This is a genomic window from Bradyrhizobium sp. RDM12, assembly GCF_051917485.1.
GTDB lineage: Bacteria > Pseudomonadota > Alphaproteobacteria > Rhizobiales > Xanthobacteraceae > Bradyrhizobium.
Genome location: NZ_CM133064.1, coordinates 7,656,480 through 7,682,513 on the forward strand (window position 1 = coordinate 7,656,480; position 26,034 = coordinate 7,682,513).

The following is a 26,034-nucleotide window of genomic DNA, read 5'->3' on the forward strand; positions in this document are numbered from 1 at the left end:
GAGGCAGACCGCCTCTAAAGCGTCTAGCAGCGCCCGCGCTGGAGACAGTGCTCGCGCCCCTGCTGATCCGTGCGGAAGGATTCGATGAAGCCGCCCTGGCGCTGGGTGACGAAGACGGTCTTGCCGTGGCTGCCGCCGAAAGCGAGGTTGGTCGGCTCCTTGCCCTTCAATGCGACCTCTCGCTCGACAGCGCCATTGGGCTTCATCAGCGAGATCGTTCCCTTGAGGATGCGTGCGACATAGAGGCGGCCGGTGACATCGGTGCGCAGGCCGTCGATGGTGTCCGGCTGGAACGCCTTGACGAGCTTTGCGTCGGCGAGCTCGTTGCCGCGGATGACGTAGGACCAGACCTGGCCATTGTTGGACTCTCCGACATAAAGCGTGCTGCCGTCGGGGCTGAGATCGATGCCGTTGGTGGTGCCCATCGCGCGCGGCGCGGTCATGATCTGGCCCTGCACCGATCCGTCGGCGGCTTTCGCAATGCGCCAGACGTGGCCTTCGCGGCCCTTCCAGTTCGGATCGCTCGCGTAGATCGTGCCATCGCGGGCGATCGTGATGTCGTTGGGCTGGTTCATCTCGTCGGAGTGAAACCAGACGCCGGGCTCGGTTGCGCCCTTCGGGATCGCAAAAATGTTGTGCTTCTTGTAGTCGGCGATGAACATCGTGCCGGTGCGATCGAAGCGGATGGCATTGCCGACGCTGCCCTCGGGAAGCGCCGTGAAGGCCTCCGACGCCGTCCCACCTGCGGGCAATCGGCCGATGGTGCCGGGCTTGCCGAAATTGACGACGAAAAGATTGCCGTCGCGATCGGCGGCGGGCCCTTCGATGCCGAACGTATATTCGCTGGCCGGCGTCACCTGCACGCTTTCGAACAGCTTCGTCTCGGCGGCGACGAGTGGCGTGGCCGCGACGAGCAGGATGCTACTGGACAGGCACCAGAAATTCCTGCCGAATGAAATAGCCATCGTCGTCGCTGCACTCGCCATTCAGATAGGGATCGGCCGGACGGAAGAACCGGCTGAAGCCCGGTTTGTCTACAGCGTTCCTTTGTGTCACGACAACGACCTTGGCAGCCGGTATTTCGCCGCATTCCTTGTTCGCCTTGCCATAAAATTTGCGCTGCGGCAGGCCGAGCTTGACGCGCATCCGCGTTCCCGGAACCATTTTCGCAACGAGCAGATCCGCAGTCGTGAGCAGAGGCGGATAGCCGGGCCCGGTCTTCTGCAGGCTCTCGCCGCCCGGCGGCATCAGCTTCTCCGCACCAATGCCGCGCAACCGCGTGCGCAACTTGCCCGAGTCCGGATCGCCCGGATAGATCCAGCCATCCTGCGACAGCATGAAACGGAGCACGGCCGCGTCCTTGTCGGCATCCGACTGCCCCGCCTTCAGGCCGAAATCGGAGTGACAGCCGACGCAGTGCTTCTCGACGAGGTTTTTACGCAGCGTGGTGAGCCGGATCTTGTTGTGCGCATCCCTGGCGACGAAGGCCGCAAGCTGGTCGATCAGCGCCTGACTGCGCGTGTCGCAGGGCAGCGGCGGCGGTGGATCGCCGGCGGCGCGATCGATGCGGATGATTGTCTGGTTCTTGTCCTCGACCAGCCAGATCGCACCGTCCTCGGCAACCGTCATGCCGACCGGTGCGCCTTGCGGTCGCGCACCATTGACGCGATGCCAGCCGGCGATCAGTTCCTCGAACGGCGCCGCAGCGACATCTCCGGCGTCGGTCTCAAAATTGTGGGTCGGATCGGCCGCACAACTCACGTGGTAGCGCACCGGTGCCGGCGCGGGTTTTGGGAAACCGTGGTCGTCGACGTCGTAGATCAGCACACGGCTGCCGGTCGGGCGATACCCGTGCAGGCCGACCAGCAGCTTGCCTTCGAGCTCGGGAAATTTGGCGCCGTGATAATACAGCATCGCGAGCGGCGCGCCGTGGGGCGGCAGCAGCGAGAATGGCTGCTTGTAAAGCGCGTTGCTCGTGCAAAGGGATTTATAGGCGCCGGATTGCAGCACGAGCTTGAACTCGGGACTCGGCGTCGACAGGTCGTAACAATAGGGCCAGCCATAATGCCTGCCCTGCTCGATCGCGTTGATTTCCTCGTTCGGCTTGAAGATATCGGGCAGATCGCGGCCGTTCTCGCCTTGCAGGAAGGCGTAGCCGGCATCGGGAAAGTTCGGGTGCAGCGCCAGCGCCATCGAGTTGCGCAGGCCCCGCGCGTAAATCGTGTGGGCGGGATCGGGATCGTTCGGCTTCAAGGCCGGGAAGACGCCACCCGACGGCGGCGTGAACAGCCAGATCGCAGCCATGGCGGAGGGGCCTTCTGCCGCCGCGCAAGGTCTCGTCATCGGCGCCCGTGTAATGCAGTCATCGCTGTGGGCGCCGACATTGACGAACAGACGCCCGTTGCGATCGAACACGAACTGCTTGAGCGGGTGCGCGCTCTCGTCGAGCTTCGTGCCGTCAGGCACCGTGATGCGGCGGCCCGGCATGTGACGAATGATGGGCTCGACCGTGCCGCGCGGATCATCCGCGAGCGGATCGAAGCGGAAGATGGTCTCGGCGGTCGAGGCATAGAGTTTCTTGTCCGGACCGATCACGAGGCCGAACGGATATTCGACCCCGGTCAGGAGTTCCTTGAACCGCTGGCCCTCGGCGGCGTGAGGATCGAGCAGCAGCAGCCGCCCATCGGTATGGCCCCAGCCGCCCATGTCGGCGATCACGAACAGGTCCCGGCCGGGCACCTGGACGATCGATCGCGGAAATCTCAGATGGTCCTCTTCGCTGGCAACGAGCCCGGCGCAAAATCCCGCCTTCATGTCGATCTGGAGCTTGGGAAAGGCGAGATCGCCGCTGCCGCAGGTCTCCGTTCCCACCGCGTAGCCGCTTTTCCTCACCGCCTCCGACGAGGCCGGCGACGCAACCCCGAGCAGGATCGCGGCGACGGCGGCGACACCTGCGCACAAGCTTCGACGCACATCCTGGAATGTGAACTGATTCACAGGAACCTCCCCAGCTTTCGGTCGAAGGTTGTTCCATGCCGCTCCGGCGTCGTCCAGTTGAACATCACCCGCCTGTGATCAAACCTGCAAGGCGTGTGGTGCCGACCAATCTCCGTAGATTCCCTTACCGGGCTCGGCCCGAATATTTTTCGTTCTGTTCGGGTGGTATCGATATGCCGTCCAAATCGCTTTCCAGAGGAGGCGTGTATGGTTCAGATGTATTTTCACTGCTCGAATGCCGAAGGCACGCTGATCGATCGCTACGGCACGGCAGTCGCCAACCTCTCCGAGGCGCGCGACCGCGCCGCCCAGATCATGCGCTCGATGATCGAGACGCCTGGCGCCGAGGATTGGCGTGATTGGGTGATCCATGTCAGTGACGATGATGGCGAGGAGATTTTCGATCTCCCCTTCAGCGCCATGCTCGGCAAGCCGCATTGAGGTGATGCCATGCTGCTCGCGTCCTTGACCCGGTTTCGCCAGCCCTTCACCTTCATCGCCACCAAGTGGCAGAAGCTGGTGCGGATCGCAGGCAACCCCTACCGCCCCGAGCTCCACTACATGCGCGGCCCTGGCCCAAAATGGCACGCCAAATATCAGGCCAGCCGGCTGAACCGCGGGCTCTGACCGCAGCCCGCTCGTCCTCGCCTACTTCCCCGTAAACTTCGCCTTGCGCTTCTCGACGACGGCCTTGCGGCTTTCGACGGCGCCGGCGCTTGTGCGGATGATGGCCTGAACCTGCCGCACCAGCCGATCTCCCGACCGCGCCATCCCGCGCCTGCTTCACACCTGCCATGTCGCGTCTCCCTTTCGATGTTCCGGTTGCCGGCAATGTGCCATTCTTCGCACGCTCCGCCGATTGCGGGAGCTTCGACGTCAGCACGACGAAGCCGAGACAACGAGATCCAGAAGACAACTGAAGACAGAGTTCAGCGACATCATGCCTCATCAGTTCAGCCTCAATCAAACCGTCCGCAAATCTGCCGTCACCTCCAAGGGCGGCATTGTTGCCTCGCAATCGCGACGGGCGGCCGAAGTGGGAGCGCAGGTGTTGGCGGCGGGGGCGATTGCGTCGACGCGATCGTGGCGACCACCTTTGCGCTGAACGTTCTCGAGCCCTGGAACAGCGGCATCGGCGGCGGCGGCGCCATGGTGCTCTACCGCGCCAAGGAAAATCGCTACGAGGTGATCGACTACGGCATGTGCGCGCCGCAGAGCCTGCGTGCGGCCGATTACCCCATCACCGGAGAACGCACCGCGTCCGACCTGTTCCGTGGCCGCGGGTGAAGGACGACCGCAACGTTCACGGTCCCGGCGCGATCGCCGTGCCAGGCGTGGTCGCCGGCATGGAGGAGGCGCACCGTCGACACGCCAGGATGACATGGAAAGATCTGGTCGCTCCGGCAGCCAGGCTTGCCGGCGAGGGCCTGCTGGCCGACTGGTGGACCACGCTGACGATCGCGGGCTCGGCGGCAGATCTTCGGCGCTATCCCGCGAGCGCGGCAATGTTTTTGCAGGACGGCCTGCCCCCGAGCCCGCCCTGGAGCATCGAGGCTGAGGTCCGGCTCCCGCAGGATAATTTGAAGGCGACGCTGTTGCACCTCGCCGAGGCCGGCCCGCGCGACTTTTATCAGGGCGATCTCGCCAAGAGCATCGCGTCCGACATCGGGGCCGATGGCGGCTCGCTGTCGGTCGAGGATCTCGCCGCGTTCCGCGCAAATCTGCGCGAGCCGCTGGCGATCCCCTATCGCGGCGGGAAGGTGTATGCGACGCCCGAACTCACTGCCGGGCCGACCATGGCGCATGCGCTGCGCCTATTGCAGCAGAGTCTGAAGCCGGCGAACGCGCCGGATGCGGCCGCCTATGCCGAATATGCCGCTGCCCTGCAAGCGGCCTATCGCGAGCGGCTCAAAGACATGGGCGATGCCGACGGCAAGCGCTCGCTCGGCGCCGAATATCTGGCGCCGGCCTGCACCACGCATTTCTCCGTGGTCGACCGGGACGGCAATATCGCCGCGGTGACGCAGACGCTGCTCTCGTCCTTTGGGTCGAAATATGTGACGCCGCACACCGGCATTGCCATGAACAACGGCATCATGTGGTTCGATCCGACGCCTGCTACCACCAACTCGCTCGCCCCGGGCAAGCGCTGCCTCACCAACTACACGCCTGTTATCGCCGAGACCAAGGACGGCAAGCGCCTCGCGGTCGGTGCCTCCGGCGGCCGCCGCATCCTGCCTTCGGTGATGCAGCTCGTGTCCTTTGCGATGGATTTCGACATGGACCTCGATGCCGCCATCCATCAGCCCCGCATCGATTGCAGCGAAGGCGCTATCGTGCTCGGCGATACGCGGCTGCCGGCGGATGTACGCAAGGCGCTTGCCGTTCGCTTCGACTACAGGGAAACGCCGGTGCAGACCCTGCCGATGAAGTTCGCCTGCCCGAGTGTGGTGATGCGCGACGGCGACATCAATTCCGGCGCGGTCGAGATCTTCCAGCCCTGGGCCGACGCGGTGGCGGAAAGCTAGATCCCCAGCCGGTCGCGGACACGGCCGGCAATCACCGCAGTGGTCACGCCAACCGGCCAGAACGCGTGCATCGGGATCGGCTTGATCCCGGTGACGGGCATATCGATCTCGGCTTTGGCGCCCCCGATCAACCGGCGCGCGAGCTGTGCCCCCATCGCCGTCGACAGCGCGACGCCGCGGCCGTTGCAGCCGAGCGAGATCAGGACGTTCTCCGCGGGCTCATGCACATGCGGATAGTGATCCTTGGTGATCGCGAGCCGGCTATTCCAGCCATGGGTCCAGGCCACGCCCTTGAGCTGCGGCCAGAGCCGCTCGGCGTAGCGAATGAGATAGGCGACGTCGTTCGGCGAGTTGATCCAGCGCATCGGGCCGCGGCCGCCCATCAACAGGCGGTTGTGCTGATCGATGCGGTAGTAGACTGTGATGTGTCCGCTTTCATAGAGGACCGGACGCGTCGGCATGATCGAGCGGGCGACGTCGTCGACAGTGGCGCGGTGGCAGCGATCGACGAAAACACCGGCACGATGGTGCGGCGAAGCGCCGGCCAGAGATCATCGGTGAAACCGTTGGTGGCGAGCAGCACTTTTTCTGCATGCACGACCGCGCGCGGCGTCTCGATGCGCCAGCGGCTGCCGTCGCGACGAAGCGACAGCGCCGGTGTCTCGCCATGCACCTTCGCGCCCGCGGAGATCGCGGCGCGCGCGGGCCACGGGCGTAGCTGAGCGGATGCAGGTCGCCGCCGCGTGTGTCGAGCATGGCGCCGATGTAGCGATCCGTGCCGGTCATCTCGCGCAGCTGTTCGCGATTCAGATACGTTACCGGCATGCCGCGCCGGATGCATTGCTGGGCGGTTGCCCCGATCGCAGCCGCGTTGGCTTCGTTGTAAGCCGCGCGCAGCGTGCCGTTCTGACGCGCTTCGCAAGGGATCTGGTAACGGCGGATCAAATCGTGTGTGAAGTTTGTCGTGCCGTAGGAGAACTCGATCATACGACGGCCGAGCTCCGCGCCGAAATCCGCCTCGATCTGATCGGGATCGTGCTTCAGGCCTGGATTGGTGTGGCCGCCATTGTTGCCCGACGCGCCCCAGCCCGGCTCCTGCGCCTCCAGCACCAGCGCCTCCACGCCTTGCTCGGCCAGATGCAACGCCGTGGACAGCCCCGTATAGCCGCCGCCGACGATGGCGACGGAGACATTCTTGTCCGCATCGAGCGGCGGCGTGGCCACCGGCGCGGCGGCGGTGTCGGCATAGAGCGAGGGCGGCAGAGGCAGGCGCGTCATCGGAAGTCCGATCAGAGCGGATGCAGGACGCGGCGCAAAAAGTCCTGCGTGCGCGGATGCTGGGGTTGGTTGAGCAGCGCCTTGGCCGGGCCCTGCTCGACAATAACGCCGCCGTCGATGAACAGCACGCGATCGGCAACGTCGCGTGCAAAGCCCATCTCGTGGGTGACGACGACCATGGTCATGCCGTCGTCGGCGAGCTTGCGCATCACACCGAGGACGTCGCCGACGAGTTCCGGATCGAGCGCCGAGGTCGGCTCGTCGAACAGGATCGCCTTGGGTTGCATCGCCAGCGCCCGCGCAATCGCGACGCGCTGCTGCTGGCCGCCGGAAAGCTGCGGCGGGTGCGCGTCGGCTTTTTCGGCCAGGCCCACCTGCGCAAGCAGCGCGCGGCCACGCTCGAGCACCTGCACACGCGGCTCCTTCTTCACGAACAGCGGCCCCTCGATGACATTTTCGAGCACCGTCCGATGCGGGAACAGGTTGAAGCGCTGGAACACCATCGAGACCTGGGTGCGGACCTTCACGATCGAGGCCGCATCGCGATCGACTTTCAGGCCCTCGATGTTGATCTCACCACGATCATGGCTTTCAAGCCCGTTGATACAGCGCAGGATGGTCGACTTGCCGGAGCCGGACGGCCCGATGATGCAGACCACCTCGCCCTTCTCGACGTGCGCGGTGATGCCCTTGAGCACCTCGTTCACGCCAAAGCTCTTGTGGACGTCGTTGAGCTCGATCATTTCTTGCCAGCCCGCTTCTCGAAATGGCGGACCAGCAGGATCAGCGGAATGCTCATGGTGAGATACATCAGCGCCACCATCGTGAACACGTTGGTGTTCTTGAAGGTCGACGACGCGATCAGCTTGCCTTGCAACGCAAGCTCGGCGACCGTGATGGTCGAGGCCTGCGATGAATCCTTCAGCATCATGATCATGACGTTGCCGTAGGGCGGCAGCACGATGCGCACCGCCTGCGGCAGCACCACGCGGCGCATGGTGAGCCACCAGCCCATGCCGATCGACTGCGCCGCTTCGATCTGCCCCTTGTCGATCGCCTCGATGCCGGCACGGAAGTTTTCGGCCTGATAGGCCGAGTAGGCGATGCCGAGCCCGAGGATCGCGGCCTGCAACGCGCTGAGCGTGACGCCGAGATCGGGCATCACGAAATAGAGATAGAACAGCAGCACGATGATCGGGATGCCGCGGATCACGTTGATCAGGCTGGCGCTGAGCATCGACAGCGCCTTGATGCCGGAGACCCGCATCATCGCCCAGACCAGGCCGAGCACCGTCGAGAGCAGCAGCGAGCCGACGGTGACGACGATCGTCAGCGCGACGCCGCTCATCAGGATCGGGAAGAACTCGACGGCGTCGTGCCAGAAGCCTCTCATCGGGCGGCTTTCGATCAGCCTCTCATCAACCCTGTGCCTTCAGGCCCCATTTACCGAGGATCTTGTCGATGGTGCCGTTGGCCTTGAGCTTCGCCAGCGACGCGTTGATCTTGCCGAGCAGCGCACTGTCGCCCTTGCGGACGCCGATGCCGACCGAGCCGACGGTGACGGGCTTGTAGCCGTCCACGAGACGGACCTCGGGGAAACCGCCCTGCTTCAGGTTATAAGCGAGGATCGGATAGTCGGCGTAACCGGCCTTGAGGCGGCCGGTGTTCACGTCGCGCAGGATGTCGGGGATGGTGTCGTAGGCCTTGACCTCGGCGAACAGGCCGGACTTCTTCAGCGCATCGACGAAGGCGGTGCCGACCTGGGCGCCGACTGTCTCGCCCTTCAGATCGTCCTGCGTGGCATAGGCTTTGCTGTCGCTCTTCGGCACGACCAGGCCTTCGCCATAGGTGTAGATCGGGTCGGAGAAATCGACGACCTCCTTGCGCGGCGCGGTGATGAACATCGCAGCCGCGATGATATCGATCTTGCTCGAGGTCAGCGACGGGATCAGTGCCGAGAACTGCATCGGCTCGATCTGCACGTTGAAGCCGGCATCCTTGCCGATCTCGGTGACGAGATCGACCATGATGCCCTGGATGGTGTTGGTCTTGGTGTCGAGGAAGGTGAACGGAATGCCCGTTGGCGTCGAGCCGACTTTCAGCACCTGCTGTGCCGAAGCCGGGGCGACAGCTGCAAGTGCGAGCGCCGCGACCGCGGCCAGACCAAAACGCTTCATCGCATCCCCTTTGGGCACGGCCGATGCGGCGCTCGCAAATGTCGTCATCGCAGACATTGCGGGCCGAGCCGTTTCGGCCTATTTTCACCAACATGAAAATTGGGCCACACTTTCGCCGGCGATGCAAGCGGTTTTCATCCACATGAAGGACGCGGTTTGACGTGAGCGGTGGCAAAAGAATGCGCAACCCGGCCGCCGCAAAGCCGGTTAACAAGATCAGGAGCGGCAAGAAGACTGCGGCGAAGCCGACCGAGCCTGCCATGGACGTCGCGGTCGGCCGCCGTATCCGCGATCTCAGGCGTGTCAGGCAATTCTCGCTCGAGACGGTCGCCGCGCGCACGGATCTGTCGATCGGCTTCCTCAGCCAGATCGAGCGCGGCCTGTCGTCGCCGTCTCTGCGCGTGCTGGCCACGCTCGCCGACGTGCTCGGCGTCGGCATCGCCGCACTGTTCGGCGCAAGCCCGAGTGCTGACGGCACATCCGATCAGGTGGTGACGCGCGGGCTGCAACGGCCCGAGCTGAAGCTGTGGCGCACCGGCGTATCAAAACAATTGCTGAGTCCGGCCAGCGCCGACAACCGGCTCAATCTGTTCCTGGTGCATCTTGAGCCCGGCGGCTCGACGGGCGACGAGCTCTACACCCATGACGGCGAAGAGGCCGGCCTGGTGCTCGAAGGCGAGATGATGCTGACCGTGGACAGCGAGACGTGGTCGCTGAAGACAGGCGACAGCTTTCGGTTCGCGAGCCGTCGGCCGCACCGGTTTTCCAATCCGGCGCAGGATGCGAAGGCCGTAGTACTGTGGGTGAATTGCGTGACGGGGGCTAGCTGAACTCTCTGCTCCGTCATTGCGAGCGAAGCGAAGCAATCCAGACTGCCACCGCGGAAAGATTCTGGATTGCTTCGTCGCAAGGGCTCCTCGCAATGACGAGGGGATGAACTCTTAGCCAAACCGGTGTTCGTACCGATCGACCGTCAGGGCACTCACATCGACCTCCGGCTTCCTGCCCGAGAGCATGTCCGCGAGCACGCGCCCGGAGCCGCAGGACATGGTCCAGCCGAGGGTGCCGTGGCCGGTGTTGAGGTGGAGATTGGCGTAGCGCGTTGGGCCGATCACGGGCGGGCCGTCCGGCGTCATCGGACGCAGGCCGCTCCAGAACGTCGCCTTGGAGAGATCGCCGCCCCGCGGGAACAGATCGGTCAGGGAGTGATCGAGGGTGGCGCGGCGCGCATCGTAGAGCTTGCTTGAGAAGCCGGAAATCTCGGCGGTGCCGCCGACGCGGATGCGACTGCCCAGCCGCGTGATCGCGACCTTGTAGCTCTCGTCCATCACGGTCGATTCCGGCGCGCCGGAGGCGTCCTTGATCGGCACCGTGATCGAATAGCCCTTCACCGGATAGACCGGCAGCGAAATGCCGAGCGGCGCGACGAGCCGCGACGACCAGCTTCCGAGCGCGAGAACATAGGCGTCGGCCTGCAACATCCCGGCGCTGCTTGCGACGCCACCGACCCGCGTGCCATCGGTGACGATACGATCGATGCCGGTGTTGAACATGAATCGGACACCGAGCGCTTCGGCATGCTTGGCCAGCGCCTGTGTGAACATGTGGCAGTCGCCGGTCTCGTCCTGCGGCAGACGAAGCCCGCCGGCGAACTTTTCCTTGACGCCGGCCAGCGCCGGCTCGACCGCGATGCAGCCCTCGCGGCTCAGCACTTCGTAAGGCACGCCATATTGCTTGAGCACGGCGATGTCTTCGCCGGTGCCGTCGAGCTGGGCCTGATAGCGGAACAGCTGCAGCGTGCCCTGCGCGCGCTCGTCATATTGAATGCCGATGTCGCGACGGAGATCACGCAGGCAATCGCGGCTGTATTCCGCGATCGGGATCATCCGGCTCTTGTTGACCGCATAGCGCGCGCTGGTGCAGTTGCGCAGCATCTTGAGCAGCCAGACCCACATCAGGGGGTCGAGCTTCGGCCGGATCACCAGCGGGCCGTGCTTCATCAGAAGCCATTTGACCGCCTTCACCGGCACGCCGGGCCCGGCCCATGGCGACGAATAGCCGGGCGACACTTCGCCGGCATTGGCAAAAGAGGTCTCCAACGCCGGTTCGGGCTGACGGTCGACGACCGTCACCTCGTGACCGGCACGGGCGAGGTAGTAGGCAGAGGTGACACCGATGACACCGCTGCCGAGGATCAGAACTTTCACGCTTGGTCAAACTCCCGCGGCATCACGCTCGCCGCTGCAAGGAAGCAACTCGCAACGGCGAGAGCAATTATCAGGCCACCCGCTTGATGGCGTCGCCCAGGATCGACACGATGTCGTCGATGTGGCTCTTCTCGACGATGAGCGGCGGCGACAGCGCGAAGGAGTCGCCGCTCATGCGGAAGTAGAGCCCGCGATTGAAGCAGTCGACCATGACGTCGTAGCCGCGCGCACCGACCGTGCCGTCACGCGACGACAGCTCGACCGCGCCCATCAGGCCGCAATTGCGGATGTCGACCACGTTCGGGAGCCCCTTCAGCGAATGCAGCGCATCGCGCCAGTATTCCGCGATCGACGCACCGCGCGTGAGCAGACCCTCGTCCTTGTAGATGTCGAGCGTGGCGATACCCGCGGCACAGGCGGTCGGATGCGCGGAGTAGGTGTAGCCGTGGAACAGCTCCATCTGGTTCTCCGGACCGACCATCATGCCGTCGTGAATCTTGCGGCTGGCGAACACCGCGCCGCAGGGAATGGTGCCGTTGGTGATGCCCTTCGCCGTTGTCATCATATCAGGCGTGACGCCGAAGAAGTCGGCCGCGAACGGCGTGCCGAGGCGACCGAACCCGGTGATGACTTCGTCGAAGATCAGGAGGATGCCGTGCTTGTCGCAGATTGCGCGCAAGCGCTGCAGATAGCCTTTCGGCGGCGGCAGCACCGCGGTCGAACCCGGCACCGGCTCGACGATCACGGCAGCGATGGTGTCGGCACCATGCAGGGCCACCAGACGCTCGAGATCGTCAGCAAGCTCGACGCCATGCTCGGGCTGGTCCTTGGCGAAGGCGTTGCGGCCGAGATCGTGGGTGTGGCGGATATGATCGACGCCCGGCAGCAGCGTGGCGAAGGCGCGGCGGTTGGCGACCATGCCGCCCACCGACGTGCCGCCGAAGCCGACGCCGTGATAGCCGCGCTCGCGACCGATCAGGCGGGTGCGGCTCGCCTGGCCGTTGGCGCGATGATAGGCGAGCGCGATCTTCAGCGCGGTGTCGACCGATTCAGAGCCGGAGTTGGTGAAGAAGATGCGATCGAGGCCCTTCGGCGCGATCTCGGCGAGACGCTCGGCGAAGTCGAACGCCAGCGGATGGCCCATCTGGAACGACGGCGCGAAGTCCAGCGTCATCAGCTGCCGCTCGACGGCGGCGGCGATCTGCTTGCGGCCGTGGCCGGCATTGACGCACCAGAGTCCGGCGGAGCCGTCGATCACCTTGCGGCCGTCGACCGTGGTGTAATGCATGCCCTCGGCCGAGGAGAACAGGCGCGGCGCCTTCTTGAACTGACGGTTGGCCGTGAACGGCATCCAGAACGAGTCGGTCTTGATAGTGTTCGGAATCTGATGAAGGGTCACGGCCACGCTCCTTTGCTGACGGGATAGCAGAGGCACGGCTCCCAAAGCGCAACAAGTCCTTTTCTGATCACCTGCAAGCCATTGATTTAACTGAGGCTGCCGGTCCATATTTGCGCGATCCGCAACACTTGCAACAGGGACTTGGGCATGAGCGTCGACATCGGTGGGCGGCTGCGATTCATCCGGGCGCGCCAGAAGCTGTCGCAGCGGGAGCTCGCCAAGCGCGCCGGCGTCACCAATTCGACGATCTCGCTGATCAGATCCAACCAGATGAACCCGTCGGTCGGCGCGCTCAAGCGCATCCTCGACGGCATCCCGATGGGGCTAGCCGAGTTCTTCGCGCTGGAGCCGGAGAGCCGGCGCAAGATCTTTTATCGCTCGGAGGAGCTGACCGAGGTCGGCAAGAAGCCGATCTCGTATCGGCAAGTCGGCGACAATCTGTTCGGCCGCAGCCTGCAGATCTTGAAGGAGCGCTACGAGCCCGGCAGCGATACCGGGCGCGTGCATCTCATTCATGACGGCGAGGAAGGCGGCATCGTGATTTCAGGAAAGCTCGAAGTCACGGTCGAGGACGAGCGCCGCATCCTCAATCCGGGCGACGCCTATTATTTCGAGAGCCGTCGTCCGCATCGCTTCCGCTGCGTCGGCGGCAAGCCGTGCGAAGTGATCTCGGCCTGCACGCCGCCGACATTTTGAGGGCGGTGACGGGAGAACGTCCACCGCCCCGTCATTACAGCCCCGTCAGTACCTCCTCGATCCTGATCGGGAAGCGGCGCACCCGCACGCCGGTCGCATGCCAGACGGCATTGGCGACCGCGCCGGCACTGCCGGTGATGCCGATCTCGCCGACGCCCTTGATGCCGAGCGCATTGACGTGCGGATCATGCTCTTCGACCGTGATCACGTCGAGCGGCGGCACGTCGGCATTCACCGGGATGTGGTACTCGCCGAGATTGGCATTCATGATCCTTCCGCTGCGGCGGTCGGTGATGGCCTCTTCGTGCAGCGCAAGGACATGCCCCAGATCATGCCGCCGAACAGCTGGCTCTTCACCAGATGCGGATTGACGATGCGCCCCGCGGCGAAGGCGCCGACCATGCGCGTGACACGGATCTGGCCGAGTTCGGGATCGACCTTCACCTCTGCGAACACCGCGCCATGGGCGTGCATGGCATACTCCTCCATCGCCGCCGGATTCGGCGCGCCGGTGCCGCGGGCCTCGACTTCCGCGACGCCTGCACGGGCGAGGATCTCGGCATAGCTCTCGCTGCGGCTCTCGTCGTCGCGCCTGATCAACCGGCCATCGCGCGCGATCACGCCGGCATTTCCGGCGCCGAACAGCGGCGAGCGCTCGTCATTGGTGGCGAGATCTGCGAGTTTTGCGATCACGGCGGCACCAGCGCTGTGGATCGCAGCACCGGCGGTTGCCGTGTGCGCCGAGCCTCCGGCGATGCCGGCATCGGGCAGGTCGGATGTACCAGCCTTGAACGTGAGGCGATCGATGTCGAGCCCGACTGCGTCGGCTGCGATCTGGGCCAGCGCCGTCCAGGCGCCCTGCCCCATGTCATGCGCGCCGATTTCCATCGCGCCGGTGCCGTCACGGCGGATCGCTGCACGGGCTTCGGCCTGGAACATCAGCGCCGGAAAGGTCGCCGTGCCCATGCCCCAGCCGACCAGTAGGCCAGCATCGTCGCGCATCTGCCGCGGCTGCAGCGCGCGCTTCGACCAGCCGAAGCGCGCCGCGCCCTGATCGTAGCAGGCGCGCAGCGCTTTGGACGAAAACGGCTTGCCGGTGATCGGCTCGACCTCGGCGTAGTTCTTCAGCCGAAAGGCGAGCGGATCCATGCCGCAGGCCCAGGCCATCTCGTCGATCGCGCTTTCCAGCGCAATCGATCCCGTCGCCTCGCCCGGCGCACGCATGAACAATGGCGTGCCGGTATTGACGCGCACGGCATCGTGCGAGGTGCGGATCGCAGGCGCCGCATAGAGCGTGTGCGACGCATCGGCGGCCGGTTCGTAGAAGTCGTCGAACGTGCTCGACACGGTGCGCGCATGGTGGTCGAGCGCAGTCAGGCGCCCCTCACCGTCGGCACCGATGCGCAAGCGCTGACGCGTCGGCGCACGATGGCCGACCGGGCCATACATCTGCTCACGACGCAGCACGAGCTTGACCGGCCTGCCGACCAGCTTTGCGGCCATCAGACCGAGCACCGGAGGACCGGCCATGAGCCCCTTGGAGCCAAAACCGCCGCCAAGGAACGGGCTGCGGATGTGGATCTTGTCGTGGGCGATGCCGAACAGTTCGGCAACGCGCGCCAGCGACAGCATGAGACCCTGGGTGGGCATGTCGATCTGCACATTGTCACCATCCCAGCTGGCCACGATCGCATGCGGCTCCATGGCATTGTGGTATTGCGGCGGCGTCTCGTAGACAACGTCTATTTGCTTCTCGGCCGATGCGAGGCCTGCCTCGACATCGCCGCGATGATTTTCCGCGGGGTTACCGACACCAACGACAGGCGGCACAAAACTTTCGCCGGCATCGAGGCCGATCAGCGCAGGCAGCGTCTCATAGCGCGGCGCCAGCAGCATTGCGCCTTCGGTTGCTGCCTCCAGCGTCTCGGCGATCACGACCGCGATGGGCTGGTTGGCGTACCGAACCTCGTTGCTTTGCAGCACCTCCATCCGGAACACGAACGGGTTGGTCTTGATCTCCGGATCGATCGCGAGCTGCGGCTTGTGGTCCGGCGTCATGACGTCGACGACGCCGCGATGACGCTTGGCTGCCGCGACATCGAGCGAGGTCACGCGGCCATGCGCGATGCTGGACACCGCCATCACCGCGAATAGCATGCCGGGCGGGTGATTGTCGGCAGCGTAGGTCGCCTGCCCCTTGACCTTGAGCACGCCGTCGCGGCGGGTCAGCGGCTGGCCGATGCTCGAGCCGTGGCGGAGATGGGCGGGAGCGCTGGTAAGATTGAGCTCAGGCATGGATGGCTCCAGACGTCGAGGCAAGGGAGAAGCCGGCAGCGCGGGGATACGCGCGGGCGTACCGGCTGCGGCAAGGGTCAGCGCTCGCACCACGATGCGCCGTGCGAGCTCGATCTTATAGGCGTTGTCGCCGGCTGGTTTTGCGCCGGCAAGCGCGCGCCGGGCGGCCTCCTGGAAGGCATCTGCCGTTGGTGCGACGCCCCTCAGCACTTCCTCGGCCGCTCGCTCACGCCAGGGCTTTGCGGCGACGCCACCAAGCGCAAGCCGCGCCTCTGCGACCTTGCCGTTCTCGATCCGCAGTGCCGCAGCAGCCGAGACGATGGCGAACGCGTAGGACGTGCGCTCGCGAACCTTGAGATAGCGCGCATGCGCGGCGAAACCACGCGCCGCCGACGGCAGACGCACCGCAACGATGAGGTCGCCGGGCTCAAGCGCGGACTCGCGCTCAGGCGTATTGCCAGGCAGGCGATGCAGTTCGTCGAGCGCGATCTCGCGACGACCGTTCCTGCCTTCGATCTCGACGATGGCGTCGAGCGCCACAAGCGGCACGCAGAAGTCGGACGGATGCGTCGCGATGCAGCTTTCGCTCCAGCCGAGCACGGCATGAGTGCGGTTCTCGCCCTCGCGCGCGTCGCAGCCCGAGCCGGCCTCGCGCTTGTTGCAGCGGCTCGCCGTGTCGTAGAAATACGCACAGCGCGTCCGTTGCAGCAGGTTGCCGCCGACGGTCGCAGCATTGCGCAGTTGCGCCGACGCACCGGAGAGCAGCGCTTCCGCCACCGCAGGATACGATCTCGCGAATTCGGCGTGATGCGCGAGATCGGCGTTACTCACCAGCGCTCCGATGCGCAACGATCCATCGGCGAGAGTCTCGATCTGGTCGAGCCCGTCGAGATGCGTGACATCGACGAGGCGATCCGGTCGGCTGACGCCGCCCTTCATCAGGTCGAGCAGATTGGTGCCGGCCGCGAGATAGGTCGTGCCCGGCTGGGCGGCGGCGGCAACGGCTTCAGCGACGGTCGCGGGCCTGACATAGTCGAACTGCTTCATGCGGAGCGCCTCTGGTTGGATTCGTCGGCAGCGGCCTGCGCCTCGAGCACGGCATCGACGATGCCGGCATAGGCGCCGCAGCGGCAGAGATTACCGCTCATGCATTCGCGGATGCGTTCGGGATCGTTGCCGGCCTGGGCTTCCTGCATCATGCCGATGGCGCTCATGATCTGGCCGGGCGTGCAGAAGCCACACTGAAATCCGTCATGGGCAATGAAGGCGGCCTGAACCGGATGAAGCTGATCGCCGCGCGCGACGCCCTCGATGGTGAGGATGTCGGCGCCATCATGGCTGATGGCGAGCGCGAGACAGGAATTGATGCGCTTGCCGTCGACTAGAATGGTGCAGGCGCCGCACTGGCCGCGGTCGCATCCCTTCTTGGTTCCGGTGAGATGGAGGCGCTCACGCAGGAGATCGAGCAGCGTGACGCGCGGATCGTCGAGGACGAAATCGCGCCGCGCACCGTTCACGGTGAGGCTGATGGAGTGGTTCATACAAGGCTCCGATCAGATATGGACATGGCTCATCGCTCGGCGCGCCACCGCCGTGGCCACCGTCGATATCGCGCCGCCCGGACGTCGGTTCGGACCGGCACCCGGCGAAGATACGGAGGCACCCTCCGCTTAACAAGGGGCGCTCCAAAATATTTGGAATTCGTCAAAAGCCCGTGCGCGACAACGCGATGCAGCCAGCCGAGGGTTCAATCTAACCAATTCGTGATCTACATTGCCGGCATGGACGACCACACCGACCAGACCCGGAAGCCCCGCGCCGATGCCTTGCGCAATCGCGAGCGCGTGCTCGAGGCAGCCAAGGCCGTGTTTAGTGCGGGCGGCCCGGAGGCGAGCCTGGAGGCCGTGGCCAGACGCGCAAGCGTCGGCATCGGCACGCTCTACCGGCATTTCCCGACGCGCGAGGATCTGTTCGAGGCGGTGTACCGGCGCGAGGTCGAGCAGCTCAGCGAGTTTGCCGAGCAGTTGAAGAACGTCAAGGATCCGGTCGATGCGCTCAGGCGCTGGCTGCGCTCAGGTGTCGAATTCGTCGCCACCAAGAAGGGGATGGTGGCCGCCTTGGCGCTCGCGGTGCAGAGCGGGTCCGAGCTGCACGCGTTTTCGTTTGATCGGCTGACGAAGGCGACGGGCTCGCTGCTCGACCGCGCAGTCGCGGCCGGCGAGATGCGCGCCGACATCAGTCCCGAGGACTTGCTGCGCGCGTTCTTCGGCATGTGCTATATCCACGACCAGCCCGGCTGGCAGTCAACCGCACTGCGGCTTCTCGACGTGTTCGTCGACGGTTTGCGTGTCCAGCCCGTCGCAAAGACAAAAGCGCGCTCGCCAAAACCGGCTAGGCCGGCACCAAAACGGAAGCGATCGTAAGTCCCGGATCTTTCCAAACTCGTGCTAGGATCAGCCGCCGGCATCTCAACGCGGAGCCTGTGATGCGCATCGCAGCCCTGGTCGTCGCTCTCACAGCTGTCTTCAGCCCCCTCGCCGTATGCGCTGACGATGTGGCGGCGACGCAAGGCGTGATCCGCGCCCAGGAACAGGCCTTCGCCCATGATGATGCCACGGCCGCCTATTCCTACGCGGCACCTGCGATCAAGCAGATCTTCCCCGCACCCGAGATCTTCATGTCCATGGTGCAGAACGGCTACGCACCGGTCTATCGTCACAAGAGTTTTGAATTCGGCGAGAGCAAGATCGACGGCAGCTCCGTCGCACAGCGCGTTCACATCATCGATGCCAACGGCGAAGCCTGGGAGGCGCTCTACACGCTCGAGCAGCAGGCGGACGGAAGCTACAAGATCACCGGCTGCTCGCTGCTAAAGGCGGGACAGGCGGTTTAGGTCGCAAACCCCGGTCCGCGCCTCGCCACATTCATCCGCGAGCGGATCAACAACGTCAACACGATGCCGATATTGAGGGCGTTCCACGCCACGCCGTTGGCGAATGCCGCCGCGTAGGAGCCGGTGGCATCGAAGATGATGCCGGAGACCCAGCCGCCGAAGGACATGCCGAACACGGAGGCGAAGATCACGATACCGACGCGGGTCGCGGCTTCGCTGGCCGGCATCGCCTCGCGCACGATGATGGCATAGCTCGGCACGATGCCGCCCTGGAACAGGCCGAACATGGCGGAGATCAGATAGAGCGAGGTGAGGCTGTCGAAGAACAGGTAGAACACCAGCGCAAAGCCTTGCGCCAATGCCCCGATCAGCAGGGTCGGAATACCGCCGATCTTGTCCGCAAGATAGCCCGAGCCAATGCGGCTGACGATGCCGCAGGCCATCATCAGCGACAGCATCTCGGCGCCGCGCGCCACGCCATAGCCGAGATCGCCGCAATAGGCCACGATATGCACCTGCGGCATCGCCATGGCGACGCAGCAGGAAATGCTGGCGATCGAGAGCAGCACCGTCAGCGTGTTGGTCGAGAGCCTGAGATCGACGCGTGGCGGCGCCGCGTTGGCGTGATTGCGGACCTTGTCGTCGCCCATCTGCGCGCGCAGGACCAGAACCAGGACCGACATCAATACCACGCAGGCGAAGGCGATGCCGATATGGGTGGCGCGCCAGCCGGTTCTCTCGATGCCCGCGTTGATGAGCGGCGGCCAGATCGTGCCGGCCACATAATTGCCGCTCGCGACGATGGTCACGGCCAGGCCGCGATAGCGCTCGAACCAGTGCGAAGCCTCCGCCATCAGCGGCGCGAAGGTCGCCGACGTGCCGAGCCCGATCAGGAAATAGGCGGCGACGAACTGCCAGAGCTGGGTCGACAGCCCCGCCAGCGTATTGGCGACGCCCAGGAACGCGATGCTGATCGCCATCGCCGGTACGATGCCGAACTTGTCGGTGATCTTGCCCGCGATGACGCCGCCGAGCCCGAAGCCGAACATCATCAGCGTGAAGGCCAGCGACACCGCGCCCCGCGTGGCGGCGAATTCGGCCTGCACGACCGGAATCACCACGACGACCGCCCACATGCCGACGCCGCCGATCGAGCCGATCAGCAGTGCGAGCAAAAGCCGCACCCAGGCCTGACGGGGTCAGGGGTGAATGAGGCTGGTTTTTGTCCCGGGTGATTTGGTGCGTGCACGACCGGAACCTCTCCGCTGCGAGGCCCGCGGTCAAGCAGCATGGCGCGATAATAGGCATGCGCGGTGCGCTGCAATAGAAGGCCCTTCCCCGTTTCTTCCGACGCCGGCTGTTAACCCTTTGCTAACCATACACCCGGCAAGAATTGCCCAGTGGAGTCGAGTGTCGTCAGCCGCGTAGAACGGGAGCTCCCGTGGACGCCAGTGCGGTGCCTCACTTTCGGAACGGCGGCCCATCGGCCGCCGCGCAGACGTTTGGGGCGCGCGGACGGCAGTCGCGCGGGGGAGCAGCTACCATGGTCGACGTCACCGCCGGACAGGGCGTAGGCAACGCAAAGCCCGGCATCCCCTCCCTTTCCGAAATCGTCACCATCCTCAAGCGCGGCGACATCGCGCTCGCGCTCGGCATCCTCACCATTCTTGTGGTGCTGATCCTGCCGCTGCCCGCGATCGTGCTGGATCTGTTCCTGGCGATCTCGATCACGCTGTCGATCCTGATCCTGATGACCTCGCTGTTCATCCAGGCGCCGCTGGAATTCTCGGCCTTCCCGACCATCCTGCTGATCTCGACCATGCTGCGGCTGTCGCTCAACATGGCCTCGACCCGCCTGATCCTGTCGCACGGGCACGAGGGCACGGATGCCGCCGGTCACGTCATCGAAGCCTTCGGCAGCTTCGTGATGGGCGGCAATTTCGTCATCGGCATCATCGTTTTCGCCATCCTGATTATCGTCAACTTCGTCGTCATCACCAAGGGTTCGGGCCGTATCGCCGAGGTCGCCGCCCGCTTCCACCTCGACGCCATGCCCGGCAAGCAGATGGCGATCGACGCCGACCTGTCCGCCGGACTGATCGACGAGAAGGTCGCCAAGGAGCGCCGCAAGGCGCTGGAGGATGAGAGCGGGTTCTTCGGCGCCATGGACGGTGCCTCGAAGTTCGTCCGCGGCGACGCCATCGCCGGCCTCCTGATCGTCTTCATCAATGTCGTCGGCGGCATGATCATCGGCGTGGCGCAGCAGGGCCTGTCCTTTGCGGACGCCGGCCGCAGCTACACGCTGCTGACCGTCGGTGACGGCCTCGTCACCCAGGTGCCGGCGCTGATCGTCTCGACCGCGGCGGGTCTGCTCGTCTCCAAGGCCGGCGTCTCGGGGGCTGCCGATAAGGCGCTGATGAAACAGTTCTCCGGCTATCCGCAGGCGCTGGCGATGTCCTCGGCGGTCATGCTGGTGCTGGCCGCCCTGCCGGGCATCCCGACCATCCCCTTCTTCCTGCTCGGCGCCGGCGCCGGCGCGCTGGCCTGGCAGGCGCGTAACCGCAACCGTGCGAGCGCCAACGCCGAGGCAGCCGCAAGGGCTGCGCCCGCGGCCGGGACGCCCGGTGCCCCCGGCGCCGCGGCGGCCGAGGAGCCGATCTCGGCTGCGCTCAAGATCGACGACCTCAAGATCGAGCTCGGCTATGCGCTCTTGCCGCTGGTCAACGGTCCCGACGGTACCGACCGCCTCACCGAGCAGATCAAGGCGCTGCGCCGCTCGCTCGCGATCGAGATGGGTTTTGTGATGCCGGCCGTGCAGATCCTCGACAACGTCCAGCTCGAAGCCAACACCTACATCATCAAGATCAAGGAGGTTGACGCCGGCACCGGCAAGATCTGGCCGAACCAGTTCATGGTCATGGATCCCGGTGGCAGCCAGGTACAGGTGCCCGGCATCCACACCACGGAGCCGACCTTCGGCCTGCCCGCGACCTGGGTCGATGCCAGCCTGAAGGAAGAGGCCTCGCTCAAGGGCTACACCGTTGTCGACGCCGCGACCGTGCTCTCGACCCATCTCACCGAGCTGCTCAAGGCCAACATGTCGGACCTGCTCTCCTACGGCGAGGTGCAGAAGCTGCTCAAGGAGCTGCCGAAGGAGCAGAGCGAGCTGGTCAAGGACATCGTGCCCGGACAGGTCACGGTCTCCGGCATCCAGCGCGTGCTCCAGCTGCTGCTCGCCGAGCGCATCTCGATCCGCGATCTCTCGACCATCCTCGAAGGCATCGCCGACTCGCTCGCCTTCTCGCGCAATCCCGCGACCATGGTCGAGCATGTCCGCGCCCGGCTCGCGCGGCAAATCTGCGCGCAGAATACGTCCTACAACGGCTATTTGCCGCTGATCGCGCTATCGGCACGGTGGGAGCAGGCCTTCGCCGAATCCATCGTCGGCCAGGGCGAAGAGCGCAGCCTCGCGATGCAGCCCTCGAAGCTGTCGGAGTTCATGACCGGCGTGCGCGAGGCTTTCGAGCGTGCCGCCCGCGAAGGCGAGGCGCCGGTGCTGGTGACCTCTGCGGCAATTCGTCCCTTCGTCCGCTCCCTGGTCGAGCGGTTCCGGGCCCAGACGACCGTGTTGTCGCAGGCCGAAATCCACCCGAGAGCGAGGCTGAAGACGGTCGGAAGCATCTGATTTGCCTTAAGAAGCCGTGTGTTTTTCAGTCACATGCAAATGGTTTTTGAGTTTCTGGCACCTTGTCGACCAACTGCTGATAAAGGGCCTTTCGAGCACATTACATCGTTGAAATAATTGCCAAATCGAGCGATCAAGGACCCGTTCTTGATCGCGCTCGTTCACGTCCTGTCACGCTCTTGTGATCGCCCCTTGGGAACGGATCCGCCCAATACTAGGTTGTTGGGCACCGGAAGCGTGAACCTGTCTAACAAGGGCGGCGACTACTTCGGGTAAAAGGCGGCAGGAGCCTTCCATGAACCACTCGATTTACAGCGCAGACCGTTCGACGCATCTGAAGATCGTGGTCGTGGCCCTCGTCGCAGGGATCGCGGTGGCAGGGTTTGGCATCACTGCGCGCACCGGTTCGGACGGCGGATTGACGCAGACTGCCCGTGTCATCAAGGCTGGCAAGCCGGTTGTGATCACCAGCTCGAACGAGTCGCTCGTTCGCTAAGGAGATTTGAGTTTCAGGAATTCACGCGGCTCCTTTACCAGCCCCCAAAGTCGCCACGTGGATATGTAGACGACCCCAACCCCAAGTCGACTACAGAAAGCGCCCGCCCCCCACGGGCGCTTTCTCATGTCTGGGGGTACCTCGTCATTGCGAATGCACTCGCTCCTCTCTTGTCCCGGACGCGCTGCAACGCTCTTGGCGTTGCTGCGCAGAGCCGGGACCCAGAAAGCCACGCGGTACGCTGATGCATGGGCCCCGGCTCTGCAGCGCACCGCTGAAGGAGCGCTGCGCTGGGTCCGGGGCACGCCGACCTTTGCGCAACGATAAACACACACTCGCATCCTCACGGCGCATTCGCCCGAGCTTTGCTCTCTCGCCTCACCCTCATTTGAAAGAGGGCGCAGGGAAGGCCGGGAGCCGGCTGGCGCCCATTGACCGCTATGCCATGAGTAGATTGCGCTACACTGCACAGCGGGTAACAGGGCAGCCGGAGGCATCCCGGCCTTCCTGCGCGGATGGTTGGAACGGCTTATGTCGTGCTCTCCCCGGGGAGCGATGCACTATTGCCCCCTCGCCTCGCGGATGATCGATGCGCGAACCCGGTCGGGCCACGCATCACTGCGAGACTTGACGCACAGACCCCGGGCGCCAGGACCACACGATTTGGCCGTACGCAGATCACAGCGGTCGTGTGCGCGACGCTTTTGCTCACGGTTGCCCGCCCTGCAAAACCCTTCGCGCCGATGTGGCCTGCGTCCACCGCCGCCCGGCCCGCGTTCGTGACGATCGCGATACGCCCCTCTTCCTTGGGCCGGAGGAACAACTTCTAACAAAATTCCGAATTCTAATAAAGAGAAATATTTTGTTGCTGCATTGTTGACCCAGGGCTTCGGTGTTTTGCCCGTCGGCAACGCAAGGACTTGTAGATGCGCCCAAGATGTCTTGACAGCGAATGGCTTTACTCGGCTAGCTCCACAACCTGATGAAGCGGAGTACTCCATGGAGCAGCGCTTTACATTCAATCAGATTGCGGAGGCATATAGGGCCTCACGCCCCGACTACCCCGAAGCTCTCGTGGATGACGTGGTTTCGTACGGCAACTTGAGGCGTGACGATTCCGTTCTCGAAGTTGGCTGCGGCACGGGGCAGGCAACGAGGAGCTTCGCGAAACGAGATTTTCGGATCGTTGCAATCGACCCTGGCCCCGAAATGGTCCGCGCTGCGCGTGAGAGCCTGGCCGGTTTTGATAAAGTCGAGTTGGTCGAGACGACACTCGAGGCGTGGCCACAAGACAAAGGGCCGTTCCGACTCATCATCGCTGCGCAGTCGTGGCACTGGGTTTCGCCGGACTTGCGGTTCGTGAAGGCCGCGAAGTTGCTTTCATCGGACGGATCATTGGCCGTCTTCGGGCATGTTCCGACGGGATGGCGCATCCCGTTGCTCGAACGGTTCAAGGACATATACCTGCGTCATACGGGCCGCTGGGGGCCCCCGCCGGAAGCCTGGTACCTGCCCAGCGGTCCATTCAAAGGCTGGTTTGACGAGTCGGGATTGTTTGGATCGGTGGAGCACCGCTGCTATCCGTGGAAGTGGCAGCACACAACATCAAGCTATGCCAATTTCCTGGGGACGCGCTCGGATATTCGGATGCTCTCGCAAGCGGTGCGCGAAGGGCTGCTCAATGACGTTTCCCGAGCGATCGATCGTCACGGAGGAGAATTCGAAGCGGACTACGAAACTCACCTCTACATGGCCCGCCGCATTGGTGGCGATAAGCAGCTCTGAGTTCGTTAAGTATCTGGAATTGTGAAGGTTTGCGGATGGCGGCCCCATGATGGTGGCGCGGCGCATGCCGGGGGCCGGCGTACGCAAACCTCAAGGGAAGAAACCGCGGGAGGTTTGGTGGGCCGCGCGTCAGACGCTATGGGGATTTGGCGCTGGTGGTCTTTCGCCGGGGAGCGTCGAGCAATTGTTTGGGGAGTGATCGCAGTGGCGACGAACCTGGCCGGCCGATAGGGATAGGCAGAACTGGTATCGCGCAGTGGCGATCGAAACGAGAAAACGGCATTGCCCTGGCACGTGGGCGAGACCGTTGATTACCGGTCGAGGGCCGGCGAACCTGACACGCAGGTTTTTGAGTTTGAGGCGCGCCGAGCATGATCATGAAGTGTCGATCCTGATCACGGCGGTGGATGCTGCCGGCCGGTAGCCCGGGGTGCCGCGTTGGAACGTCTCGATAATGATCATGCGACCGCCGCAGCACGGACACTGGTGCTCGGGCGGCTTGGGATCGTCGGCCTCGGCGCAACCGCTATCCGCGGCCTCGGGCTGTACCGCCGGCATATCGAGCAGGCGGCGCGCTCGGGCGATATTGTCGGCGCGCCTGCCGCTGGCGAGAAGGCCATAGTGGCGGATGCGGTGGAGGCCGTGCGGAAGGACGTGGATGAGGAAGCGGCGGATAAACTCGCCGGTTGAGAGCGTCATGAGCTTCTGGCGATCGCGACCATCGGCACGATAGTCTTTCCACCGGAAGGTGACACCGGTGCGGTCACAGGCGATCAGTCGGCTGTTGGCAATGGCGACGCGGTGGGTATAGCGCGACAGATAGGCCAGCACCGCCTCAGGTCCACCGAACGGACGCTTTGCGTAGACGACCCATTCGGCTCGCCGCAGCGGAGCCAGATAGGCCGCGAACGCCTGCGGGTCGACGAGTGCAGCGTAGTTGCCGAAGAACTTCAGCTGGCCGGTCTGATGTGCAGCGAGCAGCCTCTCCAGCAACAGCCGTCGGAACAGGCGCGAGAGGACGCGCACCGGCAGGAAGAAGCCGGGCCGGCACGCCACCCAGCGCTCGCCGTCGAGCGAGATGCCGCCGCCCGGCACGATCATATGCACGTGCGGGTGATGGGTCATAGCCGAGCCCCAGGTATGGAGAACCGAGGTGATGCCGACGCGGGCGCCGAGGTGCTGGATCGGCCGCGATGGTGATCAGGGTCTCGGCCGATGCCTTGAACAGCAGGTCGTAAATGACGGCCTTGTTCTGGTAGGCGATATCGGCGATGGCCGCCGGCAGCGTGAACACCACATGATAGTACGGCACCGGCAGCAGATCGGCTTCGCGGTCGGCGAGCCATTCCTTCGCCGCGGCGCCTTGGCACTTCGGGCAGTGCCGGTTGCGGCAGGAGTTGTAGGCGATGGTGGTATAGGCGCAGTCCGCACAGCGCGCGACATGGCCGCCAAGGGCCGCCGTGCGGCAGCGCTCGATCGCCGACATCACTTTCAACTGATCGAGGCTGACATGGCCGGCATGGGCCTGACGCCAGGCCGGGCCATGGCGGCGGAAGATATCCGCAACCTCCAGCGCCGGGCGCGACACGGGAGTCGCG

General features: G+C 64.6%; 18 protein-coding genes and 6 pseudogenes. 10 read left to right on the top strand and 14 right to left on the bottom strand.

From position 1 onward, the window contains the following. Positions 1-23: 23 nt before the first annotated feature. Entirely contained in the window at positions 24-965 is a 942-nt protein-coding gene (locus ACTGJ9_RS37250) for an SMP-30/gluconolactonase/LRE family protein (protein WP_456675079.1), read from the bottom strand. After that, positions 922-2,997, bottom strand: coding sequence for a PQQ-dependent sugar dehydrogenase (locus ACTGJ9_RS37255; RefSeq protein ID WP_456675080.1), 2,076 nt, complete (start codon positions 2,995-2,997; stop codon positions 922-924). Before ACTGJ9_RS37255 ends, ACTGJ9_RS37250 begins: the two co-directional genes overlap by 44 nt. Positions 2,998-3,204: 207 nt before the next feature. Between ACTGJ9_RS37255 and ACTGJ9_RS37260 the strand changes: the two genes are divergently transcribed. Both ACTGJ9_RS37260 and ACTGJ9_RS37265 read left to right on the top strand, forming a co-directional pair. Next, positions 3,205-3,438 (top strand): DUF6894 family protein, encoded by a 234-nt coding sequence (locus ACTGJ9_RS37260; RefSeq protein ID WP_456675081.1) that lies wholly within the window; start codon positions 3,205-3,207, stop codon positions 3,436-3,438. 9 nt (positions 3,439-3,447) lie between these two features. Further along, on the top strand, positions 3,448-3,624 hold the full coding sequence (locus tag ACTGJ9_RS37265) for a hypothetical protein (protein ID WP_456675082.1): 177 nt from the start codon (positions 3,448-3,450) through the stop codon (positions 3,622-3,624). Between the two features lie 21 nt (positions 3,625-3,645). On the opposite strand, the gene ACTGJ9_RS37270 is transcribed toward ACTGJ9_RS37265, so the two are convergent. Further along, the gene (locus ACTGJ9_RS37270; protein ID WP_456675083.1) at positions 3,646-3,768 is read right to left on the bottom strand and encodes a hypothetical protein; all 123 of its coding nucleotides are present in this window, start codon (positions 3,766-3,768) and stop codon (positions 3,646-3,648) included. Positions 3,769-3,937: 169 nt separating this feature from the next. Here ACTGJ9_RS37270 and ACTGJ9_RS37275 point away from each other — a divergent pair. Beyond that, positions 3,938-5,525, top strand: a pseudogene (locus ACTGJ9_RS37275) (gamma-glutamyltransferase). On the opposite strand, the pseudogene ACTGJ9_RS37280 reads toward ACTGJ9_RS37275, so the two are convergent. From ACTGJ9_RS37280 to ACTGJ9_RS37295, 4 genes and pseudogenes are all read right to left on the bottom strand, one after another. Further along, a pseudogene (locus ACTGJ9_RS37280) lies at positions 5,522-6,803 on the bottom strand (NAD(P)/FAD-dependent oxidoreductase). The pseudogenes ACTGJ9_RS37275 and ACTGJ9_RS37280 overlap by 4 nt on opposite strands. 11 nt (positions 6,804-6,814) lie before the next feature. Continuing rightward, positions 6,815-7,546: an amino acid ABC transporter ATP-binding protein gene (locus ACTGJ9_RS37285; protein WP_456675084.1), complete on the bottom strand. Its 732-nt coding sequence runs from the start codon at positions 7,544-7,546 to the stop codon at positions 6,815-6,817. Beyond that, positions 7,543-8,196, bottom strand: coding sequence for an amino acid ABC transporter permease (locus tag ACTGJ9_RS37290; protein ID WP_456675085.1), 654 nt, complete (start codon positions 8,194-8,196; stop codon positions 7,543-7,545). Before ACTGJ9_RS37290 ends, ACTGJ9_RS37285 begins: the two co-directional genes overlap by 4 nt. A 25-nt stretch (positions 8,197-8,221) precedes the next feature. Further along, on the bottom strand, positions 8,222-8,980 hold the full coding sequence (locus tag ACTGJ9_RS37295; protein ID WP_456678749.1) for an ABC transporter substrate-binding protein: 759 nt from the start codon (positions 8,978-8,980) through the stop codon (positions 8,222-8,224). Between the two features lie 179 nt (positions 8,981-9,159). On the opposite strand from ACTGJ9_RS37295, the gene ACTGJ9_RS37300 reads away from it, so the two are divergent. Next, positions 9,160-9,810, top strand: a complete 651-nt coding sequence (locus ACTGJ9_RS37300) for a helix-turn-helix domain-containing protein (protein WP_456675086.1) — start codon at positions 9,160-9,162, stop codon at positions 9,808-9,810. 111 nt (positions 9,811-9,921) lie between these two features. On the opposite strand, the gene ACTGJ9_RS37305 is transcribed toward ACTGJ9_RS37300, so the two are convergent. Further along, complete coding sequence (locus ACTGJ9_RS37305) at positions 9,922-11,187, bottom strand: D-amino acid dehydrogenase (protein WP_456675087.1); 1,266 nt, start codon at positions 11,185-11,187, stop codon at positions 9,922-9,924. A 70-nt stretch (positions 11,188-11,257) separates the two neighbouring features. Continuing rightward, positions 11,258-12,586, bottom strand: a complete 1,329-nt coding sequence (gene aptA, locus ACTGJ9_RS37310; protein WP_456675088.1) for an omega-aminotransferase AptA — start codon at positions 12,584-12,586, stop codon at positions 11,258-11,260. Between the two features lie 147 nt (positions 12,587-12,733). On the opposite strand from aptA, the gene ACTGJ9_RS37315 reads away from it, so the two are divergent. After that, entirely contained in the window at positions 12,734-13,282 is a 549-nt protein-coding gene (locus ACTGJ9_RS37315; RefSeq protein WP_456675089.1) for a cupin domain-containing protein, read from the top strand. A 34-nt stretch (positions 13,283-13,316) separates the two neighbouring features. On the opposite strand, the pseudogene ACTGJ9_RS37320 reads toward ACTGJ9_RS37315, so the two are convergent. The 3 genes and pseudogenes from ACTGJ9_RS37320 to ACTGJ9_RS37330 all read right to left on the bottom strand — a co-directional run bounded on the left by ACTGJ9_RS37320 (position 13,317) and on the right by ACTGJ9_RS37330 (position 17,118). After that, positions 13,317-15,577, bottom strand: a pseudogene (locus tag ACTGJ9_RS37320) (xanthine dehydrogenase family protein molybdopterin-binding subunit). Next, positions 15,570-16,624 (bottom strand): annotated as a pseudogene (locus ACTGJ9_RS37325) (FAD binding domain-containing protein). Before ACTGJ9_RS37325 ends, ACTGJ9_RS37320 begins: the two co-directional pseudogenes overlap by 8 nt. Then, positions 16,621-17,118, bottom strand: a complete 498-nt coding sequence (locus ACTGJ9_RS37330) for a (2Fe-2S)-binding protein (protein WP_456675090.1) — start codon at positions 17,116-17,118, stop codon at positions 16,621-16,623. The pseudogene ACTGJ9_RS37325 and the gene ACTGJ9_RS37330 overlap by 4 nt, the downstream one beginning before the upstream one ends. Before the next feature lie 240 nt (positions 17,119-17,358). Between ACTGJ9_RS37330 and ACTGJ9_RS37335 the strand changes: the two genes are divergently transcribed. Next, on the top strand, positions 17,359-18,000 hold the full coding sequence (locus tag ACTGJ9_RS37335) for a TetR/AcrR family transcriptional regulator (RefSeq protein ID WP_456678750.1): 642 nt from the start codon (positions 17,359-17,361) through the stop codon (positions 17,998-18,000). Positions 18,001-18,062: 62 nt separating this feature from the next. Continuing rightward, positions 18,063-18,470 (top strand): DUF4864 domain-containing protein, encoded by a 408-nt coding sequence (locus tag ACTGJ9_RS37340; RefSeq protein ID WP_456675091.1) that lies wholly within the window; start codon positions 18,063-18,065, stop codon positions 18,468-18,470. Here the strand turns inward: ACTGJ9_RS37340 and ACTGJ9_RS37345 are convergent. Then, positions 18,467-19,761 (bottom strand): annotated as a pseudogene (locus tag ACTGJ9_RS37345) (MFS transporter). The gene ACTGJ9_RS37340 and the pseudogene ACTGJ9_RS37345 sit on opposite strands and share 4 nt — an antisense overlap. Before the next feature lie 252 nt (positions 19,762-20,013). Between ACTGJ9_RS37345 and flhA the strand changes: the two are divergent. The 3 genes from flhA (at position 20,014) to ACTGJ9_RS37360 (ending at position 24,436) form a co-directional block, all read left to right on the top strand. Then, positions 20,014-22,155 (top strand): flagellar biosynthesis protein FlhA, encoded by a 2,142-nt coding sequence (gene flhA, locus ACTGJ9_RS37350; protein ID WP_456675092.1) that lies wholly within the window; start codon positions 20,014-20,016, stop codon positions 22,153-22,155. Between the two features lie 295 nt (positions 22,156-22,450). Continuing rightward, positions 22,451-22,651 carry a hypothetical protein gene (locus ACTGJ9_RS37355; RefSeq protein ID WP_456675093.1) on the top strand — a complete coding sequence of 67 codons (201 nt, stop codon included), beginning with the start codon at positions 22,451-22,453 and terminating at the stop codon, positions 22,649-22,651. A gap of 999 nt (positions 22,652-23,650) precedes the next feature. Next, positions 23,651-24,436 carry a class I SAM-dependent methyltransferase gene (locus ACTGJ9_RS37360; protein WP_456675094.1) on the top strand — a complete coding sequence of 262 codons (786 nt, stop codon included), beginning with the start codon at positions 23,651-23,653 and terminating at the stop codon, positions 24,434-24,436. A 375-nt stretch (positions 24,437-24,811) separates the two neighbouring features. Here ACTGJ9_RS37360 and ACTGJ9_RS37365 read toward each other — a convergent pair. After that, positions 24,812-26,024: pseudogene (locus ACTGJ9_RS37365) on the bottom strand (IS91 family transposase). Between the last annotated feature and the right edge of the window lie 10 nt (positions 26,025-26,034).

Coding starts and splice junctions, on each gene's coding strand:
- ACTGJ9_RS37250 (WP_456675079.1), bottom strand. CDS start 965: ATGGCTATTTCATTCGGCAGGAATTTCTGGTGCCTGTCCAGTAGCATC.
- ACTGJ9_RS37260 (WP_456675081.1), top strand. CDS start 3,205: ATGGTTCAGATGTATTTTCACTGCTCGAATGCCGAAGGCACGCTGATC.
- ACTGJ9_RS37265 (WP_456675082.1), top strand. CDS start 3,448: ATGCTGCTCGCGTCCTTGACCCGGTTTCGCCAGCCCTTCACCTTCATC.
- ACTGJ9_RS37270 (WP_456675083.1), bottom strand. CDS start 3,768: ATGGCGCGGTCGGGAGATCGGCTGGTGCGGCAGGTTCAGGCCATCATC.
- ACTGJ9_RS37285 (WP_456675084.1), bottom strand. CDS start 7,546: ATGATCGAGCTCAACGACGTCCACAAGAGCTTTGGCGTGAACGAGGTG.
- ACTGJ9_RS37290 (WP_456675085.1), bottom strand. CDS start 8,196: ATGAGAGGCTTCTGGCACGACGCCGTCGAGTTCTTCCCGATCCTGATG.
- ACTGJ9_RS37295 (WP_456678749.1), bottom strand. CDS start 8,980: ATGAAGCGTTTTGGTCTGGCCGCGGTCGCGGCGCTCGCACTTGCAGCT.
- ACTGJ9_RS37300 (WP_456675086.1), top strand. CDS start 9,160: ATGCGCAACCCGGCCGCCGCAAAGCCGGTTAACAAGATCAGGAGCGGC.
- ACTGJ9_RS37315 (WP_456675089.1), top strand. CDS start 12,734: ATGAGCGTCGACATCGGTGGGCGGCTGCGATTCATCCGGGCGCGCCAG.
- ACTGJ9_RS37330 (WP_456675090.1), bottom strand. CDS start 17,118: ATGAACCACTCCATCAGCCTCACCGTGAACGGTGCGCGGCGCGATTTC.
- ACTGJ9_RS37335 (WP_456678750.1), top strand. CDS start 17,359: ATGGACGACCACACCGACCAGACCCGGAAGCCCCGCGCCGATGCCTTG.
- ACTGJ9_RS37340 (WP_456675091.1), top strand. CDS start 18,063: ATGCGCATCGCAGCCCTGGTCGTCGCTCTCACAGCTGTCTTCAGCCCC.
- flhA (WP_456675092.1), top strand. CDS start 20,014: ATGGTCGACGTCACCGCCGGACAGGGCGTAGGCAACGCAAAGCCCGGC.
- ACTGJ9_RS37355 (WP_456675093.1), top strand. CDS start 22,451: ATGAACCACTCGATTTACAGCGCAGACCGTTCGACGCATCTGAAGATC.
- ACTGJ9_RS37360 (WP_456675094.1), top strand. CDS start 23,651: ATGGAGCAGCGCTTTACATTCAATCAGATTGCGGAGGCATATAGGGCC.